The sequence below is a fragment of the Arthrobacter sp. B0490 genome, assembly GCF_002929355.1.
GTDB lineage: Bacteria > Actinomycetota > Actinomycetes > Actinomycetales > Micrococcaceae > Arthrobacter_D.
This window is the reverse complement of the sequence record NZ_PJIR01000025.1, coordinates 1-15,776: the sequence shown is the minus strand read 5'-3', so window position 1 is coordinate 15,776 and position 15,776 is coordinate 1. Positions and strand designations below refer to the sequence as shown.

The 15,776-nt window shown below is 61.7% G+C and carries 15 protein-coding genes and 1 pseudogene; 5 read left to right on the top strand and 11 right to left on the bottom strand.

Going from position 1 to position 15,776, the window contains the following annotated elements; translation table 11 throughout:
- Positions 1 to 178: 178 nt before the first annotated feature.
- Positions 179 to 586, bottom strand: coding sequence for a four-helix bundle copper-binding protein (locus CXQ97_RS18125; RefSeq protein WP_104182286.1), 408 nt, complete (start codon positions 584 to 586; stop codon positions 179 to 181).
- A gap of 485 nt (positions 587 to 1,071) precedes the next feature.
- Between CXQ97_RS18125 and CXQ97_RS20010 the strand changes: the two genes are divergently transcribed.
- The 3 genes and pseudogenes from CXQ97_RS20010 (at position 1,072) to CXQ97_RS19670 (ending at position 2,720) form a co-directional block, all read left to right on the top strand.
- Positions 1,072 to 1,287, top strand: a complete 216-nt coding sequence (locus CXQ97_RS20010; RefSeq protein ID WP_181035147.1) for a heavy-metal-associated domain-containing protein — start codon at positions 1,072 to 1,074, stop codon at positions 1,285 to 1,287.
- A gap of 194 nt (positions 1,288 to 1,481) precedes the next feature.
- Positions 1,482 to 1,874, top strand: a pseudogene (locus tag CXQ97_RS18115) (heavy metal translocating P-type ATPase); the annotation flags it as partial.
- A 357-nt stretch (positions 1,875 to 2,231) separates the two neighbouring features.
- Complete coding sequence (locus tag CXQ97_RS19670; protein WP_146069714.1) at positions 2,232 to 2,720, top strand: hypothetical protein; 489 nt, start codon at positions 2,232 to 2,234, stop codon at positions 2,718 to 2,720.
- A gap of 506 nt (positions 2,721 to 3,226) precedes the next feature.
- Here the strand turns inward: CXQ97_RS19670 and CXQ97_RS20005 are convergent.
- From CXQ97_RS20005 to CXQ97_RS18085, 3 genes are all read right to left on the bottom strand, one after another.
- The gene (locus CXQ97_RS20005) at positions 3,227 to 3,397 is read right to left on the bottom strand and encodes a hypothetical protein (protein ID WP_181035146.1); all 171 of its coding nucleotides are present in this window, start codon (positions 3,395 to 3,397) and stop codon (positions 3,227 to 3,229) included.
- 217 nt (positions 3,398 to 3,614) lie between these two features.
- Positions 3,615 to 4,448 (bottom strand): glycosyltransferase family 2 protein, encoded by an 834-nt coding sequence (locus CXQ97_RS18095; RefSeq protein WP_258062760.1) that lies wholly within the window; start codon positions 4,446 to 4,448, stop codon positions 3,615 to 3,617.
- Between the two features lie 859 nt (positions 4,449 to 5,307).
- On the bottom strand, positions 5,308 to 5,550 hold the full coding sequence (locus CXQ97_RS18085; RefSeq protein WP_104182289.1) for a DUF6480 family protein: 243 nt from the start codon (positions 5,548 to 5,550) through the stop codon (positions 5,308 to 5,310).
- A gap of 172 nt (positions 5,551 to 5,722) precedes the next feature.
- On the opposite strand from CXQ97_RS18085, the gene CXQ97_RS18080 reads away from it, so the two are divergent.
- Entirely contained in the window at positions 5,723 to 6,010 is a 288-nt protein-coding gene (locus CXQ97_RS18080; protein WP_104182281.1) for a hypothetical protein, read from the top strand.
- 139 nt (positions 6,011 to 6,149) lie between these two features.
- On the opposite strand, the gene gdhA is transcribed toward CXQ97_RS18080, so the two are convergent.
- The 7 genes from gdhA to CXQ97_RS18045 all read right to left on the bottom strand — a co-directional run bounded on the left by gdhA (position 6,150) and on the right by CXQ97_RS18045 (position 14,086).
- Positions 6,150 to 7,490, bottom strand: coding sequence for an NADP-specific glutamate dehydrogenase (gene gdhA / locus CXQ97_RS18075; RefSeq protein ID WP_104182288.1), 1,341 nt, complete (start codon positions 7,488 to 7,490; stop codon positions 6,150 to 6,152).
- A gap of 715 nt (positions 7,491 to 8,205) precedes the next feature.
- The gene (locus tag CXQ97_RS18070; protein WP_146069713.1) at positions 8,206 to 8,505 is read right to left on the bottom strand and encodes a hypothetical protein; all 300 of its coding nucleotides are present in this window, start codon (positions 8,503 to 8,505) and stop codon (positions 8,206 to 8,208) included.
- A 295-nt stretch (positions 8,506 to 8,800) separates the two neighbouring features.
- Complete coding sequence (locus CXQ97_RS18065) at positions 8,801 to 9,151, bottom strand: hypothetical protein (RefSeq protein ID WP_146069712.1); 351 nt, start codon at positions 9,149 to 9,151, stop codon at positions 8,801 to 8,803.
- A 167-nt stretch (positions 9,152 to 9,318) separates the two neighbouring features.
- Positions 9,319 to 11,373, bottom strand: coding sequence for a bifunctional diguanylate cyclase/phosphodiesterase (locus tag CXQ97_RS18060; RefSeq protein ID WP_104182278.1), 2,055 nt, complete (start codon positions 11,371 to 11,373; stop codon positions 9,319 to 9,321).
- Between the two features lie 340 nt (positions 11,374 to 11,713).
- The gene (locus tag CXQ97_RS18055; protein WP_104182277.1) at positions 11,714 to 12,427 is read right to left on the bottom strand and encodes a GAF and ANTAR domain-containing protein; all 714 of its coding nucleotides are present in this window, start codon (positions 12,425 to 12,427) and stop codon (positions 11,714 to 11,716) included.
- Between the two features lie 240 nt (positions 12,428 to 12,667).
- The gene (locus CXQ97_RS18050; RefSeq protein ID WP_104182276.1) at positions 12,668 to 13,381 is read right to left on the bottom strand and encodes a GAF and ANTAR domain-containing protein; all 714 of its coding nucleotides are present in this window, start codon (positions 13,379 to 13,381) and stop codon (positions 12,668 to 12,670) included.
- Positions 13,382 to 13,411: 30 nt separating this feature from the next.
- The gene (locus tag CXQ97_RS18045) at positions 13,412 to 14,086 is read right to left on the bottom strand and encodes a GAF and ANTAR domain-containing protein (protein ID WP_258062757.1); all 675 of its coding nucleotides are present in this window, start codon (positions 14,084 to 14,086) and stop codon (positions 13,412 to 13,414) included.
- Between the two features lie 614 nt (positions 14,087 to 14,700).
- Between CXQ97_RS18045 and CXQ97_RS18040 the strand changes: the two genes are divergently transcribed.
- Positions 14,701 to 15,627, top strand: coding sequence for a DNA/RNA non-specific endonuclease (locus CXQ97_RS18040; RefSeq protein ID WP_104182275.1), 927 nt, complete (start codon positions 14,701 to 14,703; stop codon positions 15,625 to 15,627).
- Positions 15,628 to 15,776: the final 149 nt, after the last annotated feature.

The following is a 15,776-nucleotide window of genomic DNA, read 5'->3' as shown; positions in this document are numbered from 1 at the left end:
ACTCCTCCGAGGGCGTCGACACCCTCGATCTGAAGATCAAGGAAGCGACACAGGCCATCGGCCGGCTCCTACGCTAAGTTCTCCAGCTATACCCACCAACTCCTTGGCAGCCACTCGTTCGGTGTGCAGCTCCTGCAGGTTCCCCTCTGTTCCTAATTTTTCGCGGCGCGTGTCCGTCCTAGCCGAGGGTTGCGGCGACCTCGCGGCAGGCCGTTTCGCAGCGGCGGCACGCTTCGGCGCAGATCCTGCAGTGCTCGTGCATGCCGGCGTGCTGCTCACATTCGTTGGCGCATGCCTTGCAGGCGACCTCGCAGGCGAGCAGGATCGCGCGGGTGATGTTCGCGTCATAGCCGGCGTGTCGTGAGAGAACCCGGCCGGTGGTGGTGCAGATGTCGGCGCAGTCGGCGTTGGTGCGGATGCACCGGGTGAGGTCGGCAACCATTTTCTCGCTCAGGCACGCATCCTCACACGCAGTACAGGTTTGTGCGCACTCAAAGCATGCCGCGATGCATTCAGCCAGTTTCTGCCGGTCGATGCCGCCGAGGTCCTTCGGGTAGCTCTTGAGCATGGAGGTAATGTGGGTCATTGTTTCCGCTCCTTCGTCGTATGACCGGGTATGACCTGGTGCCGACGCACTCAGACCGAGGGAATCCGGGGCTGGAGCCCTGCTGTCACGCTAACTTCTGCCCCCTCCGGCCGACCATCAATTAATCAGCATCTACAGGGAACGAAAGATGCTGGACGTATACCCCCCCGGGGGTATAGTTTCGGTCACGTCGGGACCTCACAAGCACTCTCGGTGAGATAACAGAACGGTGAGGCACCATCAGGCGCCCGAGACTGGCGGCGATGGCCCGTCTGCGGCCGCCAGGTCCGTCTCGGCCTTCCTATACGGATTCGCATCAATTCCTTGGAGGCACCATGTGCAACGCATCAATTCCTTCTACGCCCGGAACCCTGTCGGCTTCGTCGATGTCGGAACTTCCGATCCGGGACACGAGCCCTAGTGGGTCATGTGGCTGTTGCGCGCCACAGCAGGCCGCCGAGCGGTCCGCGACGACCGAGAATACGGTGACGGCCGAGTACTTGGTGACCGCCCTGACCTGCGTCTCCTGCGCCGGCCGGGTCAGCAGTGCCCTCAACGCGCTCGATGGAGTCCAGGACGTACAGATCACCCTCGTTCCTGGCGGCATCTCGACCGCCGGCGTCATCAGCAGCCAGAGCCTCTCCCGAACGGCCGTCCAGGATGTCGTGGAGAAGGCCGGCTACCAGCTCACCAGCGCCTAGGCCATACGCCTCGGTACGGGCACCTGTCCGGGTGCCGGAGGGAGAGTCATCATGAGCACGAACCAGCACCACAACCACTCGGACCATCAGGCCCCGGAATCTGAGCCGACGCACGGTCAGGCCATGTCCGACCGCCACCCCCACTCGGCGTTGTCCACCAAGGAGCAGCCCATCACCGGCGCCCCCCGCGCTCCATGCAGGGCACACAGCGAAGGCCGACCACACCAACCACGGCACGGCACGGCACGGACGACGATCATCAGCTGCACTCCCACGGGGAGCACGCCGGCCATTCGACAGCGATGTTCAAGAACCGGTTTGGGATCACTTCGGTCCTCACGGTCCCCGTCGTCGCCTTCAGCCCGATGTTCACGATGCTCCTCGGGTACATGCCACCGGAGTTCCCGGGCTCCACACTGATCGCCCCGATCCTCGGTACGGTCATCTTCGTCTACGGCGGCACGCCCTTCCTGAAGGGCGGGGTATCAGAGCTGAAGTCCCGGCAGCCGGGCATGACGCTGCTGATCGCGATGGCCATCAGCGTCGCGTTCATCGCCTCCCGGGTCACCACGTTGCGCATCGGCGACGGACTTCCGCGATGACCTGCCCAAGGTCACCGTTCCGGCCTTGGTCCTTCATGGCGATGGCGACGGCGTCGTTCCCTTCGAAGGATCCGGACAGCGCATTCATGCGGCACTACTGGGTAGTGAACTTCATGTCATCGCCGGCGCCCCTCACGGTTGCAACGTCAGCCACCCCGACGAGTGGAACCAGGCCCTCATCACCTTCCTCGCTAAGTAAACTCTCGCTGGCCGGCACGGGGTTCCCTCAATTCGGAGGGAATCCGCTGCCCAGTGGGATAGGTTGACCACCTATTCACCCTTCTAGCTGTTGTGGCGAGGCAATTCGGCCGGAACCAGCAGTGCGACGACGGAGAGATGAGAATGGTTATTGATGACGCGAAGCTTTCTGGGTATCTCGGTAATCATCTGATGGCCGCCGAGTCCGGGGTGCGGCTTTTTGGAGCGGCTGAACAAACATGGAAGGGCACCGCCTTCGAACCTGTGCTGGCCGGGTTGCACCGGGACATCGTAGAGGACCGAAACGATCTCGCTGCCCTGATAGGAAGCCTCGGCTATACCTTGGGTACTGCAAAAACCGCTTTGGCGTGGGTAGGTGGACAGCTGAGTAAAGCCGGTCCCTTGAATCCCCTGCGTATGAGCAAGGGCATGGCTGGTCAGTTCGAGCTTGAGGCCCTGCAGTCTGCCGTTCATGGTAAAGAAAGCTTGTGGACGTCGCTGCTCGCGCTGTCTCAGTTCGATGACCGGCTTGATCCAAAGAAATTGCAGCGTCTGAAGGACCGCGCCGGCACACAGCAGGATCAGCTTGCCGAAATCATGGATAGGACGATCAGCGAACGCTTCGGCACCTGAATCCCCCTACAACCGGTCCCTGATCGTGGTGACCACCGCGGGCAGACGCTGTAACCGCATCACGACGGCCATGCCGTGCAACGTGTCGCCAAGCTTCAGGGAGCAGAGGGGGGTGACCCGATACCCTCGAACAGTTCGGCGGATGCGGGTGGCTTGGCTTATATCGGGTGCTGCGATGTCGGCGCCGGCCCTCCCGTGCCCCTCGAGCATCACACCTGTTGTGGTCACAGTTCCAGGCGCCGCTGCTTGCTCGACTCGGAGGCGTCGGGAGGCTTGCTTTTCACTCCGCCGATAAACGCCAGACGGAGCACCGCACATGTCCGGAAGCGCTGTACACCTGCAGGAGTTCCTTAGAGCGCTTACGCTGCAGCAGATGTCACCGGGCTGCGCATTGGCAGCTGAGTCGATGCGCGGCATGGAGAACGAGGCAACTGAACGGACCTCAGACAGGTTCCCGTTGCTTGGGTGCCTGTTCCCTGATCTTCAGGGCCGTACTTCCTGACTACTCAGGCCTTACCGTTGCTGATCTCGTCCGGGGTGTCTTCTTCAGGCTCGAAGTTCGATGGTTCTTTTGTTGAGCTGACCGCGATACCGTCCCCGCTGTCGGGGATGGTCCCCTCGGGTCCGACCCCTTCTCGCTGTCCATCGTCTTCAGGGCCGTCCTGCTTGGTCGTCATTGGATCCTCCACAGTAGTTACTCAACCGCCCAGCAGGCCCCTCCCTAACCCTAGGCTCCGTGCACGAATCCTGCTTCATGATCCTGGGGAAGCCGGTGGCTCTGGCGCGGGCATTGCCAGGCTGCGCCACCTCTGGTTCTTATGTGCCTAGTCCGTTCATGTCGATGCGCGGGAGGGTAAGGCGCTACCGTCGTCGTCCTCAAGCCGGGACTGTAGATTAAGCATCTGCTGAGCTCATCGTTCGCAGAAGCTTCAACGGTAAATAAGTGGTCCGGAAAATCATCGCGGGCACCTTCAACGCCCACCCGTGTACTTGGTGAGCCCGGTAGGTCCGGTCGAAGCGATCAACATAGTATCGGTAGCATTCCGGGGGATCCTCCAGGCGGCGGGCAGAGACACCAGCGACCATGGTCGACAGATACGCGATTCTCAGCCCGTGGTCACTGAGGTGCAGTGACAGGTCGATATCCTCATGCATTTCATCGGATGCATCCGGGCACGTGTGGGACCGGATCTGTTCCCACGCTGATCGGCGGACCGCCATATTGGAACCGAACAGGAACGGATACCGGGGTGAGGCCCACCGCATCACCAGTTTCCTCACCGCATTGTCTGCCTTCAGCCCCAACCGGCGCCAGGGCATGTCGTAGTAGATCACAGGACCGGTAACAGCGGCGACACCCGGATTCAGGAAAGCTTGCTGGACTTGTTCCACCCAGTCCGGCTCCACCAGGGAATCCGCATCAATACGACCCAGCACCTCACCGCCCGCCTGCTGAAAACCGAAGTCCCGGGTAGGTATTATTCCTTGCTCTGCATTTTGCTGAAGCAATACGATCCCGGCACCGGGGTGTTCTTCCTGCACTTGAGCCACCACGGCGCCCGTGCCATCCGTGGAACCGTTATCAACCACGATGATCTGCTTCGCCGGCACCGTCTGATGAATCGCCGCCAGCAAGCAACGCCTGATCACAGCTTCTTCGTTGAATGCCGGGATCACCAATGAAACGCCCGGCAGACCAGGCTGACCATTGGCGGAAACCCCGCTCACGATCGCAGAAGTTCGAACCCCACTTTCGGCTCTCAACACCGACTCCTATCGTCAGCTCACCCGGCCTGAATTGAACCACATCTCAGCAATCTCGACATTCGTCTCGGCCAGCAAGATCATCGTCAACATCCATTGGGAAAAGACTCAGTCCACGGACTCGGATTGGGTTCGGATGAACTGCCAGTCGTCGTCATCGAGGAAGGGTGCTCCAGTGGGACCTCCAGCCTCCGTGATTCCGGCTTGCACGTTTGGCGGGATACCGGCCGACCCTTGATGTTCTCGCAGCCACTGCTTCACTTCGGTATCAACGTCCGGCCACCACTGCTCAATCTGGTGTGTTTTCACATCTGCTCTCCTCTTGATTGGTGATCAACAGGGACACCGGGCTGCCGTGGGGTGCGCCCGTAATCCACCCTCCATACCAGAAACCCCGAAGGGTGTTCTCAGATCTCAACACAGCGGTCAAGGTGACCACGTGCGTCCGGCAGTTTTCCCGCCAGCGCATCAGCTGTTCTTGGGTCTCACAGGGCTGTCCTCGATCTCATCAAGCGGCGACGGATCGTCGTCGCTTACCAACGTCTGCGGGTCCGACGTGGCGGGTGGTGGCGCTTTCGGTGCAGCGCTTCCCTCTTTCCGAAGGTCGTTGTGGACCTCGGGAGGGGACGCCCGTTCCTCATCGGCCGAACCGTCCTGCGTTGATCGTTCAACAGGGTCATTCACAGTGTTCTCCTTCGGTTGCGACTCAAAGGCTCGTTCATTGAATAGTTGTGCTCGGGCTGTGCGCCAAACCGGGCAAGGTCAGACCAAGCCGAGCGACGCCAGGTCTCCGTGTCGCCAGCTGCTGAGCAGACCCAGGATCTTAGCCGAGGTTGAAGATGCCGATGATGTAGCCGACGATGAAAAGCAGAAACAGCAGCACGACCACACCGATAAGTCCGAGCCAGAAAACAGTGGCGCCCTTGGACGGGCCGTCGTTCTCCGCGTGCCCTTGTTGCCACGTGGTGCTTGCTTCGCCCGGCGGTGTTTCGCCCGGCGGAACTCCCCCGCCTGGTTCCAGACCGGTGATGTTGTCCTCGACCGGGTCGGGGTTACCTGCACTCAAGCTGTCCTCCACCCGTTAGTCAAAACCCACGAAGTGATCCGGGTCTTCGTGTCACCCTACGCCGGGAAAAGTCAGCATACTGATGGTTTGGGCTTTGTCGAGAAAACCGGTCGGGCTTGCGGGATCGGGCTGTCCCGGTGATGGCGTTGCAGTGTGACGTAGCGTTGACGGCATGAGCGAATCGTTCAACATCGACCAGGTCAATGACCACGACTACCGCATGCGGACGGACATTGACGGACAGACGTTCGAATCGCTGTTCCGCCTGCGCCCCGACCTCGTCGAAAAACTCGGGCTCTCCGACGTCGATGAGAAGACCGTCGTCGAAGCGACCGCAGAGTTCCTGTCCCAGCATCAAACGGTTAGAGAATTCCCACCGCTCATCGACCTCGAAGACATCTTGGCCACCTATGACCAGTACCCCCAGCAGCTCCGCGACCTACTAGCGGCAGAACACTGATGGCACTAACGAGACCCCTCCACAGCTGCAGCACCGGGATGCACTCGTCATAGCTCGAGCGGACGGGGGGGGGGCGTACACAGCCTCCTCGCTGTTGTGGCACGGCCGTCCGCTACTGAGAACCATCAGGGACGTGTGATCAAACGACTCCGAGTGCGAGCATGGCGTCCGCGACCTTCACGAAGCCGCTGATGTTGGCGCCTGCGACATAGTCTCCCGGCAGGCCATACTCCTCCGCGGTTGCCGCGCACCTGTCATGGATGCCCACCATAATTTCGGTGAGGCGCTGCTCGGTATGTTCGAAAGTCCAGGAATCGCGGCTGGCGTTCTGCTGCATCTCCAGGGCTGAAGTTGCAACACCACCGGCGTTGGCAGCCTTGCCGGGACCGAACAGGACACCTGCCTGCTGGAAAGCCTCCACAGCTTGAGGGGTGCATGGCATATTTGCTCCTTCCGCGACCGCCAACACCTCGGAGCGAATGAGCGCTTCGGCGGAGGCTTCGTCGAGTTCGTTCTGCGTGGCACACGGCAGCGCGACGGTCGCGCCTACATCCCAGATCGACCCGCCCGCCACGAAGTGAGCACCGGAGCCTCGACGGCGCGCATACTCGGAAATTCGTCCGCGCTCATCTTCCTTCACCTCGCGGAGCAGGTTCACGTCGATGCCCGCCTCGTCCACGACGTACCCGGAAGAATCCGAACAGGCAACGACTGTCGCACCGAAATGCTTCGCTTTCGCGATGGCGTGAACAGCGACATTGCCCGAACCGGACACAATAACCCGCTGTCCCTCGAAGTCGAGACCCCGCGCTCGAAGCATCTCGCGGGCAAACAAGACCGCTCCGTACCCGGTCGCTTCCGGGCGGACCAGCGACCCTCCCCAGCTCATCCCCTTGCCGGTCAGCACACCGGATTCATACCGGTTCGTGATCCTCTTGTACTGCCCGAACAGGTAACCGATCTCCCGTCCGCCGACTCCGATATCACCGGCCGGCACGTCGGTGTACTCGCCGATATGCCGGTACAACTCCGTCATGAAGGACTGGCAGAACCGCATGACTTCCCCATCCGACTTACCCTTGGGATCGAAATCCGAGCCGCCCTTCCCACCGCCGATCGGCATCCCGGTGAGCGCGTTCTTGAAAACCTGCTCGAACCCAAGGAACTTCACGATCCCCAAGTACACCGAAGGGTGAAAACGCAGTCCGCCCTTGAAGGGCCCCAACGCGGAATTGAACTCCACCCGGAACCCTCGGTTGATTTGCACGGCCCCTGCATCGTCGACCCATGGAACTCGGAAGATGATCTGCCGCTCAGGTTCGCACAGCCGCTCCAGTACCGCCGCATCGACGAACTCGGGATGTTTCCTCAACACCGGCCCCAACGAGTCGAACACCTCGAGCACAGCCTGATGGAACTCTGTCTCACCAGGGTTGCGCCGAAATACCTGATCGCGCACAGCAGACAACGCCGAATCCATGACACCCACCGCTCCCGAGAATGAAGTCCTCCGCAGGCCGAAGAACAAGCGCGTTCCTGACACATCTGCAGCACTCGAGGCTGCAAACCAGCAGGCCGTGAATGCACCGTACATCGTGGAGTCCGCTCCGGCATCCACTGAGTTTTCCCTGCACAATGTGGCGCAGATGGATCAACCACTGAACCGGACGATCCATGGCGGAAACGATGACAGCATCTCTGTTCTTCTGTGTTTCAGCTTTTCTGTGATCGCGGCGCAACGGCTGCTTGCCCTACTCAGGCGCACTTTTCACGAGACGAACGCGGTTCACGAGAGAGACACGGGCACCATGTTAGGGCGCACCCAGCTCAGGTCCTGTCGGGAAAGCGCACCTTCATCTCAATCATGCCGCCAGGCTCACGGCTGACCGGTGCTCTACTACGTCCTTGGAGTCCACGAGACCGTGATGATTACGCCCGACTCGGAGTCCTGGACGAAGAGTTGCAAGTCCTCTCCCAGCAGGGCTTCATGCTCTACAGCGTCACCAGCTTCTTCAGCCAGTTCCGTCAGCCGGGAGATGGCTCGCGCCATTGCTCGCCCCCAGTCTTGGGGATGCTTGCTGGTTGATTCCTCGGAGGCGGAGTGCCGTCGGTCGGTGGCAGCCATCCTTCAGCCTCTCCCTACACTCGTGTTCTTCCAGGCTCGTTTCGCCTGCGCGACGAAGGTCCGGATGAAACTAGTCGCCCGCGTTCGCAGCAGCTTTCAGATCCCACGCGGTTGCCAACAGCTCATCCTCGCTCATCCCATGATCACTACCCCTGTACCGGGTGAGCTGTTCACCGAGCAACTTTGCTAGGGCTTCGGCAGTGGAGTGATCGACGGCGGGGCGGACATTACGGATCACGCACGTTAGGGCCCCTGCGAAGCCGACGCGCTCATGTTCACTCATCTCACGCCCCACTTCCAGGTGACCGGTAGCTGAGAAACCGTCCTTATCATCGGCTCTGGGCGGGCAACCCCTCACGGGGTTGATCAATGGCCCAGTCTATCAAGGTGGTGAATAGCCAACTCGGCCGTTGGCTCGAGAGAGCATTGCGTGGCCGGACGTTGGTACTGCCGGAGGACGCCGGCAACTAGGTCCCGAGATCAGGGATTCACTCGCCGAGCTGAAGAATGAAAAGGCGAAGGTCACGGACGACAGCTCGACGAGAAGCCCTATTTCCCGAGTGTGTATCGCAGCAGTAAGCGCCAGCGTTCTCGTAGCACGAGATGGCACCCTTGCTCCGCCTGGGCTGATCCTCAACGGACGTCGAGGGCGGCCGCTGACGGAGTTACTCCACTGCGTCGGCCTCACGTGTCGGGTCTTCCGTAAGCCAGGTGATGGCCTCACGCTCGTTGCTGAAGTACCGGCTCGGCATGGCGGACCTGTGATTGAACGCGGTGAGCACTCTGCCGACCTCATCCTCGCTGAGGATGGCAACACGGGTCGAGGAAGTGTCTTCGACGAGTAGCTGCTTGGCTTCCGGAGTGATTCGGGCGACCAAACCAATGTGCACGAGCAAGGGTCGTTTACCGCGAGGAGACATCTCGGTGATCTCGGAAATCCTCGATCGAACATCATCGGCGTCCATAGTGACGCCGCGAGCCCACCTCACCCGCAAGAATCCGCCCTCGTCACTCACCGTATAGTGAGGCGCAGCACCGGGATCCGATGGCATATCTTCACTCCCTACCAAGTCTGGTTCAATCCTCAACTGATCTAGTTTTACCGGCGCGGCCCCGGTATGCGTCATTGATGTTCCCGGCATAGCTGGATCGATATGCGCAGCGGCGTTGTGGGCGGTGTCGGTTACGTGGGTTGGGAGCGTTCGCGGATGTGGTCCGTAAACCAGCGGGTGAGCAAGCGGCTGGAGGCTGGATGCATCCCCTGCGGGGAGTGTTGGCGCGCATGCCAGGCTGTGACTTCAGGGGGAGCTGCATTGCCCGCGAGGAACCTGGTCAGCGGACAGATGGTGAGTTCGAGCGGGTGCGGGGCCGCCAGTCGGGCGAACTGCCAGTGATATGCAAGAGCACCGAGGAAGGTGTGTATCGGGGACCGGTGAAGTTCGAGATCAAACGAGTCAAACCACGGGAGGCAGTTCTCGGCAGCCATAGGCCTGGCGAGGTAGTAGCCCTGACCAAGTGGTGCGCCGAGGATGATTGCCGCTTCCGTCAGACATTGGTCTTCCAGTCCTTCGACGACGACGGTCATGCCCAGATCCCTGCCCATCTGGAGGAGGGTAGCCATGACACTAAGCGTTTCCAGGGGCCGGTCACCAACCTGCTGGAACAGTCCGCGGTCGAGCTTGATCGCGCTGAAAGGGAACGACGATAACCGCTGCAGACTGCTGTACCCGGACCCCAGATCGTCCATGGCAAGACGGACGCCCAGGCCGGCGAGTTCCTGCAGGGCCGAGCGTTGGGCCTCCAAGCTCATCGTCATTGATTCAAGGAGTTCCAAGCCCAATCCGCCCGGCTCAATGTCGTACCTGTGGAGCAGTCGTGCGACCAGTGGGGGCACTGTGCGGTCGTGCAGGATCTCCGGGGGCAGGTTGACGGACACATTTGGGCGAACACCACGTCCGTCCCAACGGGCAATGAAATCCAGGGCCTGCTCGAGCACTCCTGCGAACAAGGTACGCAGCTCCGTCGCTGTGAGGTGCGGCAGGAACTCATCGGGAGGTGCAACGCGTCCGCCGGGTAGTTTCAGGCCGGCTAGAGCCTCGAACAACGTCACGGACCCGTCTTGAAGATCCACCACGGGCTGGTAGTAAACCGCGATGCCCCCACTTACTAGGGCGCCACGATAGTTTTCCGCACCCAGGCCGGTCCCCTCCCGGCCGGAGTGTCGATCTGACTCATGTCCGGAACCGTTTGCGGTGCTGTCTTCGGTCCAGATGTGGCTGGCAGCTTCCCACCAGGCATCGTTGGTGTGTGGAGCCCGCCTTTTCGCCCTATAAAGGGCTTCATCAGCAATACGGAGCATGGAGCGCCTATCAGTGCCATCCTCGGGCACCAAAGCGACACCCATACTCATGCCGATACGGAGCTCCTGACCCTCTATCAAGAACGGTTCCTCAACGGCCTCATGGAGTCGGTCAAGCAACTCCGACAGGCCCTTGTCCGAGGCATCCCGGTTGATGTTCCTGAGGATCAGGACAAACTCGTCGCCGCCCATCCGGGCCAGTAGGTCACCTTCACACAGGCGCGCGAGCACGCGGGTCGCCCACTGCTGCAACACCGCATCTCCAGCATCATGACCCAGGGAATTGTTGACCACACGGAAATCATCAAGATCGATCAAACCGATCGCGGTCGTCACGGACCGGTCGGCGTAGCCCCTGATTGCGTCATCGATCGTTTGTTCGGCGGCGATCCGGTTTGGAAGCCCGGTTACATCGTCATGCAGCGCCTGGTTCTGCAGCTGCTGCACCATGGCGACCTTGTTGGTGATGTCGCGTTGAACGCTCACGAAATGCGTGATCTCTCTCCCGGCCCCCGTACGCACCGGAACGATGCGTAAGGCAATCCAAAACGCCGACCCATCCTTCCGATAATTCAGGACCTGCCCCTCGAACGCCTCCCCCGAGGCAATGACCTCCCTCATCCGACGCCGAGTCGCCGGGTCGGTACCCGGACCCTGCAGGACACGACAATTCAAACCCAGCAGGTCCTCCGGTTCGTACCCCGTCATCGCCGTGAACGACAGCGATACATGGGTGATCCGCTGATCGGCGTCGACGATGAGTGCGATGTCAGCAGCCGCCATCATGGCAGCCATAACCACGTCAATAGAACCCCCGCCCCCGGCCCCATCTCCGCCATCTCCGCCATCATTCACATTCAAGTGCGTCAGCGAGCTCATAGTCTTCCTTGGTGAAACCGGACCAATAGACACCGCAAAAACAGCACCCAGATCGACAACAGGTACTGCTATGGCCCTGAGCCTACAAGCACCAACAGCACCAACAGCACCAACAGCATGCCTCTACTCACGTCCACGCAGATCTACGCGAACGCTACGTGTAAACCTTCCAGCCCACGCTCCCGCACCACACAATCGAAACGGAACACCACCGCTAGGACGGCTTGATTGAGGACCACTGTGGAACCGGTTGTGGCTCTGTCGGTTAACGCCTGACCTCAGTGGATGTTTGACGTGAGTCCAGGACCTTTTCCGCGTGGGCGGGCGCCTGGGCACGGGTTCAGAGGGTGAGAGTGCGGTCCAGGACCGCTTTCGCTGTGTCGTGGAGAGTGATGTTGTGTGATCGGGCGTGGGCGCGTAGGAGCTGGAAGGCGTCATTGGTGCTGATGTTCGACATGTGGGCGATCATGCCTTTGGCCTGTTCGGTGAGGACCCGGCTGTTCAGGGCGCGTTGCAGTTGATCGTTGACGACGGAGGATTCGCGGATAGTGCGCTCCTGCAGGATGCTGATCGTCGATACATCGGTCAGTGCTTGCCCGATAGCAATGTCTTCCTCGCTGAGTTCACCGGTTTCGGGGCGGAAGAGGTTCATCGCGCCGATGGTCCTGCCCTGGACGCGCAGCGGGAAGGCGTGCACGGACTTGTATCCCTGGGCTGCGGCTGCGTCCTTGAACTTGGGCCACCGGTCCCCAGTTCCTGCGATGTCGCGGATGGTGACCGGACTGCCGGTGGTGTAGCAATCGATGCAGGGGCCGGCCCCTGTTTCCCGCTGTAGGACCTCGATCACATAGGTTTCGTCACTGGTGGAGGCCAGTACCTGCAGGACACCGTCAGGGCCAACGAGCATCAACCCGGCGGCGGAAGCATCGAGCAGGTCGACGCACTCCTCCACGAGTGTTTGCACCAGAGCCAGGACGTCGTAGTCCGTGACGAGTGTCCGCGCGATCCTGACGAAGGCGGCACTGACCCGGCTCGCACGCGTGACGGTTTCCATGCCCCCACCCTAAGCCCGACACTGCACTCTCCGGTGTCGGTCGGCGCGGTGGGATTCAGCCACCCTGCCAACACCGCAAGGAAGGTTTCCCGCACAGTCGGCCCGGCGACAGCATGCCCCCTGCGGCAGCAGTGGTGGTCTTTGCGGCCGTTCGCGATCGAGCCGAGGTTCGCGGAGACCGCACCTGCAGCTTAGATGGGAGCCGCTGGTTCTCGGCGGGTTGGGCGTTTCCGAGGGGGGTCAGAGGGTGAGGGTGCGGTTCAGGACTGCTTCTGCGGTGTCGCGCAGGCTGGTGTTGTGTGCCCGGGCGTGGGAACGGAGGCGTTGGAAGGCTTCGTTGGTGTCCACGGTCGAGATGTGGGAGATCATGCCCTTGGCCTGCTCGATGAGGATCCGGCTGTTGAGGGCACGTTGGAGCTGGTCGTTGACGACGGCGGATTCCCGGATGGTGCGCTCCTGCAGGATGCTGATCGTCGACACGTCCGCCAGTGCCTGACCGATCGCGATATCCTCTGCGCTGAGTTCCCCCGTGTCGGTGCGGAACAGGTTCATCGCCCCGATGGTCCTGCCGCGGACGCGCATCGGGAAGCCATGGACAGATTGGAAGCCAAGAGCCACGGCTGCGTCTCTGAACTCGGGCCAGCGATCCCCGGTGCCGGCGATGTCGCTGATCGTGATCGGAACACCGGTGGTGTAGCACTCGACGCAGGGCCCTGACCCTGTTTCCTGCTGCAGGACTTCGATCAGGTGGCTTTCCTCGCTGGTGGAGGCCAGGACCTGCAGGACGCCGTCCGGGCCGGCCAGCATCAGTCCGGCCGCGGTCGCGTCGAGCAGGCCGACGCATTCATCGACGAGGGTGTGCAGCAGGTCCAGCACGTCGTAGTCATCGACGAGAGTGTCGGCGATCTTCAAGAACGCTGCGCTGACCCGACTTGCACGGGGGATGGATTTCATGGATTCCACTGTAGAGCCCTCCCTAACAGTTCATCGGTGGGGTAGTGGTGTGAAGTCCAGCTGCCTGTCCAGGACCTCGGTGGAGGTCTCGCGCACCGATTGATCATGCGCGAACGCGTGCCCGCGCAGCAGCAGCAGCGCGTCAGCGGCCGTTCCCCCAATTTGGGCGAGCACCATCCCTGTGGCCTGGTGGATCTCCCGACGCGACGGAGACAAGCCGACGCCGGGGTTGTCGCCATCGTCCGGGGCGAGGACGCGCCGCAACAAGCTCCACGCAGCCCCGTCGGCCAGCGCGCGTGCCGTCCCGAGCCCGGCTTCACCCAAATCCCCCGGTTCGGTCCTGTAGAGCTCGACGACCCCGATGTCCAGGGCGCCGACCACGAGAGGGAAGACAAAAAGTCCCTGCACCTCGGTCTCGGCCAGTGATTTCCCGAAGACCGGCCACTTCTCGTGCGTCATCGACCGCACATAGGGGAGGAGGACCGGGACCCGGGAGCGGGTTGCTTCCCACCGCGGGCCTTCGCCCAGATCGAACTGGAGCTCATCGAGCCTAGCGGCGAGGTCGTCGCTGGCACCCAGCATGGTCTCCTGCATCGAACCGCTGAACGCTGACAATGCGGCCCCCGACACCGGCACCGCTTCGATGAACGATGCGCACAGTGTCGAACACAACTCATCCAGCCCGGATTTCTTCTCCACGCTCACCAGCACACCACCCGAAAGCTCGGGACAGGAAAGTCGGACCGGTGCAGCATCTCCCTCAACCTTTCGTGGGCAACTCGCTCAGTCGTGCCATGAACGTGAACAAACCCCTGTCCGGGTCCGCCACCGTACCGTCCCAAGTTTAGGCGCAGACCAGCCCGGCGACCCGGCCAGGAAAAGCCCACTTCGTCCTCGGGTTCTCTCCTCCCGTCGCACGATCACAAGACACCAAGCTCGACCACACAAACAAAAACAATCCCGCCAGAGCATCCCGGCCGCGGTGTAGTACTGATAACCCGCGAAGGTTGTCCGGCCCGCCTGACACCCTTCATGAATGCCAGCCGGCTTAGCATGTGCCCCAGACCCTGGCATAGAGCCGTTACCGCCTCGCTGACCCCAGGCAACCACGCGTACTTCCTTCGTGCAGGAAACGATGAATGGATCCGTGTCACTAAGGGAGAGGCCGGCCTTACGGGTGCGCCAGCGAGCGAAGCCACCAATCCTGGAAACCTCGGCTAGGACAAGACCGAGTGATGACTTCTGATTCTCCTCATCCCAACTTTCAGCCAGGTCGACGCGTTCATCCGCCTGTCACCTGCCGCTGATACCTTCAGCCGATGGATGCCACCCTGCCCGAACCACGCATAACCCCTCCTGCAGCTGCCGCTGCGACCGCCTTCGAGGACCTGTCGGACCGTGAAGGCTTCGACGAGGAGTTCCTCGGTCGCCGGGTATCCATCCCGTCCCTGGACGACGTCGAGACGGTTCTGCTGCCCTACACGCACTTATCGGTACTGATGCGCCTGAATAAGCGCCTCGCTGCCGTCAGCGCGCTCGGCATCGACGGGGCGAAGCTGATGGACCTTGACCGGTCCGGCATTGCTTGGCGCCTGGATCCGCGGCTGACCGAGGAGCAGCAGACCGGGGAGCGGGTCTACGCAAACAACGACATCGATCGCGGGCACCTGACCCGCCGGGCGTCCGCAGTCTGGGGGGACACCCGTGCCGAGGCAGCGCAGGCGAACGAGGATACCTTCCACTACACGAATGCGGCCCCGCAGGCGGCGGAGTTCAACCAGGGCCTCGAGCTGTGGCTCGGCCTGGAGACGTACCTGCTGGAGAACGCCGCCGACCATGGCCGGCGCCTGATCGTGTTCACCGGGCCCATTTTCAGCGACCAGGATCCTGTGTACCGGGGCGTGGAGATCCCGCTGCAGTTCTTCAAGGTCGCCGTGTTTCTCGAAACCGGATTCCTCGCCGCGACCGGCTACGTCGTCGACCCGACACCCCAACTGAAGGATCTGCCGGACGTGCCCCGGCCCGGTGCCGTCGATGATGGTGACGCTCCCCCGCTCGGCCCGTTCCGCACCTTCCAAACACCCATCCGCGACATCGCGAAGCTGACCGAACTGGATCTGGCGCAGCTGATCGCCGTCGACCGGATGCCGATCGCCACAGCGCTACCCACCGCCCGGATCACCTCCACCTGGCGGGAACTTTCGAGTCCGGAGTGCCTGGACCTGGACTTCGACCTCAAGAACTAAAGGCACCCTCAACCCTCCCCCAGCATCTCCCCCGACGCTGCACCCATGGGCGTAGGACGGCCTACGCCCATGGGTGCCAGCCGCAAACCTCCGATCCACGAATTGTCCACCGCACAGTGGGCCGATCATCCGGGCGGGCTTGCGCGAAT

Excerpts from the sequence above, each read along its gene's own strand:
- CXQ97_RS18125 (WP_104182286.1), bottom strand. The coding sequence starts at position 586 with ATGACCCACATTACCTCCATGCTCAAGAGCTACCCGAAGGACCTCGGC.
- CXQ97_RS19670 (WP_146069714.1), top strand. The coding sequence starts at position 2,232 with ATGGTTATTGATGACGCGAAGCTTTCTGGGTATCTCGGTAATCATCTG.
- CXQ97_RS18040 (WP_104182275.1), top strand. The coding sequence starts at position 14,701 with ATGGATGCCACCCTGCCCGAACCACGCATAACCCCTCCTGCAGCTGCC.
- CXQ97_RS18050 (WP_104182276.1), bottom strand. The coding sequence starts at position 13,381 with ATGAAATCCATCCCCCGTGCAAGTCGGGTCAGCGCAGCGTTCTTGAAG.
- CXQ97_RS20005 (WP_181035146.1), bottom strand. The coding sequence starts at position 3,397 with ATGACGACCAAGCAGGACGGCCCTGAAGACGATGGACAGCGAGAAGGG.
- CXQ97_RS18080 (WP_104182281.1), top strand. The coding sequence starts at position 5,723 with ATGAGCGAATCGTTCAACATCGACCAGGTCAATGACCACGACTACCGC.
- gdhA (WP_104182288.1), bottom strand. The coding sequence starts at position 7,490 with ATGGATTCGGCGTTGTCTGCTGTGCGCGATCAGGTATTTCGGCGCAAC.
- CXQ97_RS18060 (WP_104182278.1), bottom strand. The coding sequence starts at position 11,373 with ATGAGCTCGCTGACGCACTTGAATGTGAATGATGGCGGAGATGGCGGA.
- CXQ97_RS18055 (WP_104182277.1), bottom strand. The coding sequence starts at position 12,427 with ATGGAAACCGTCACGCGTGCGAGCCGGGTCAGTGCCGCCTTCGTCAGG.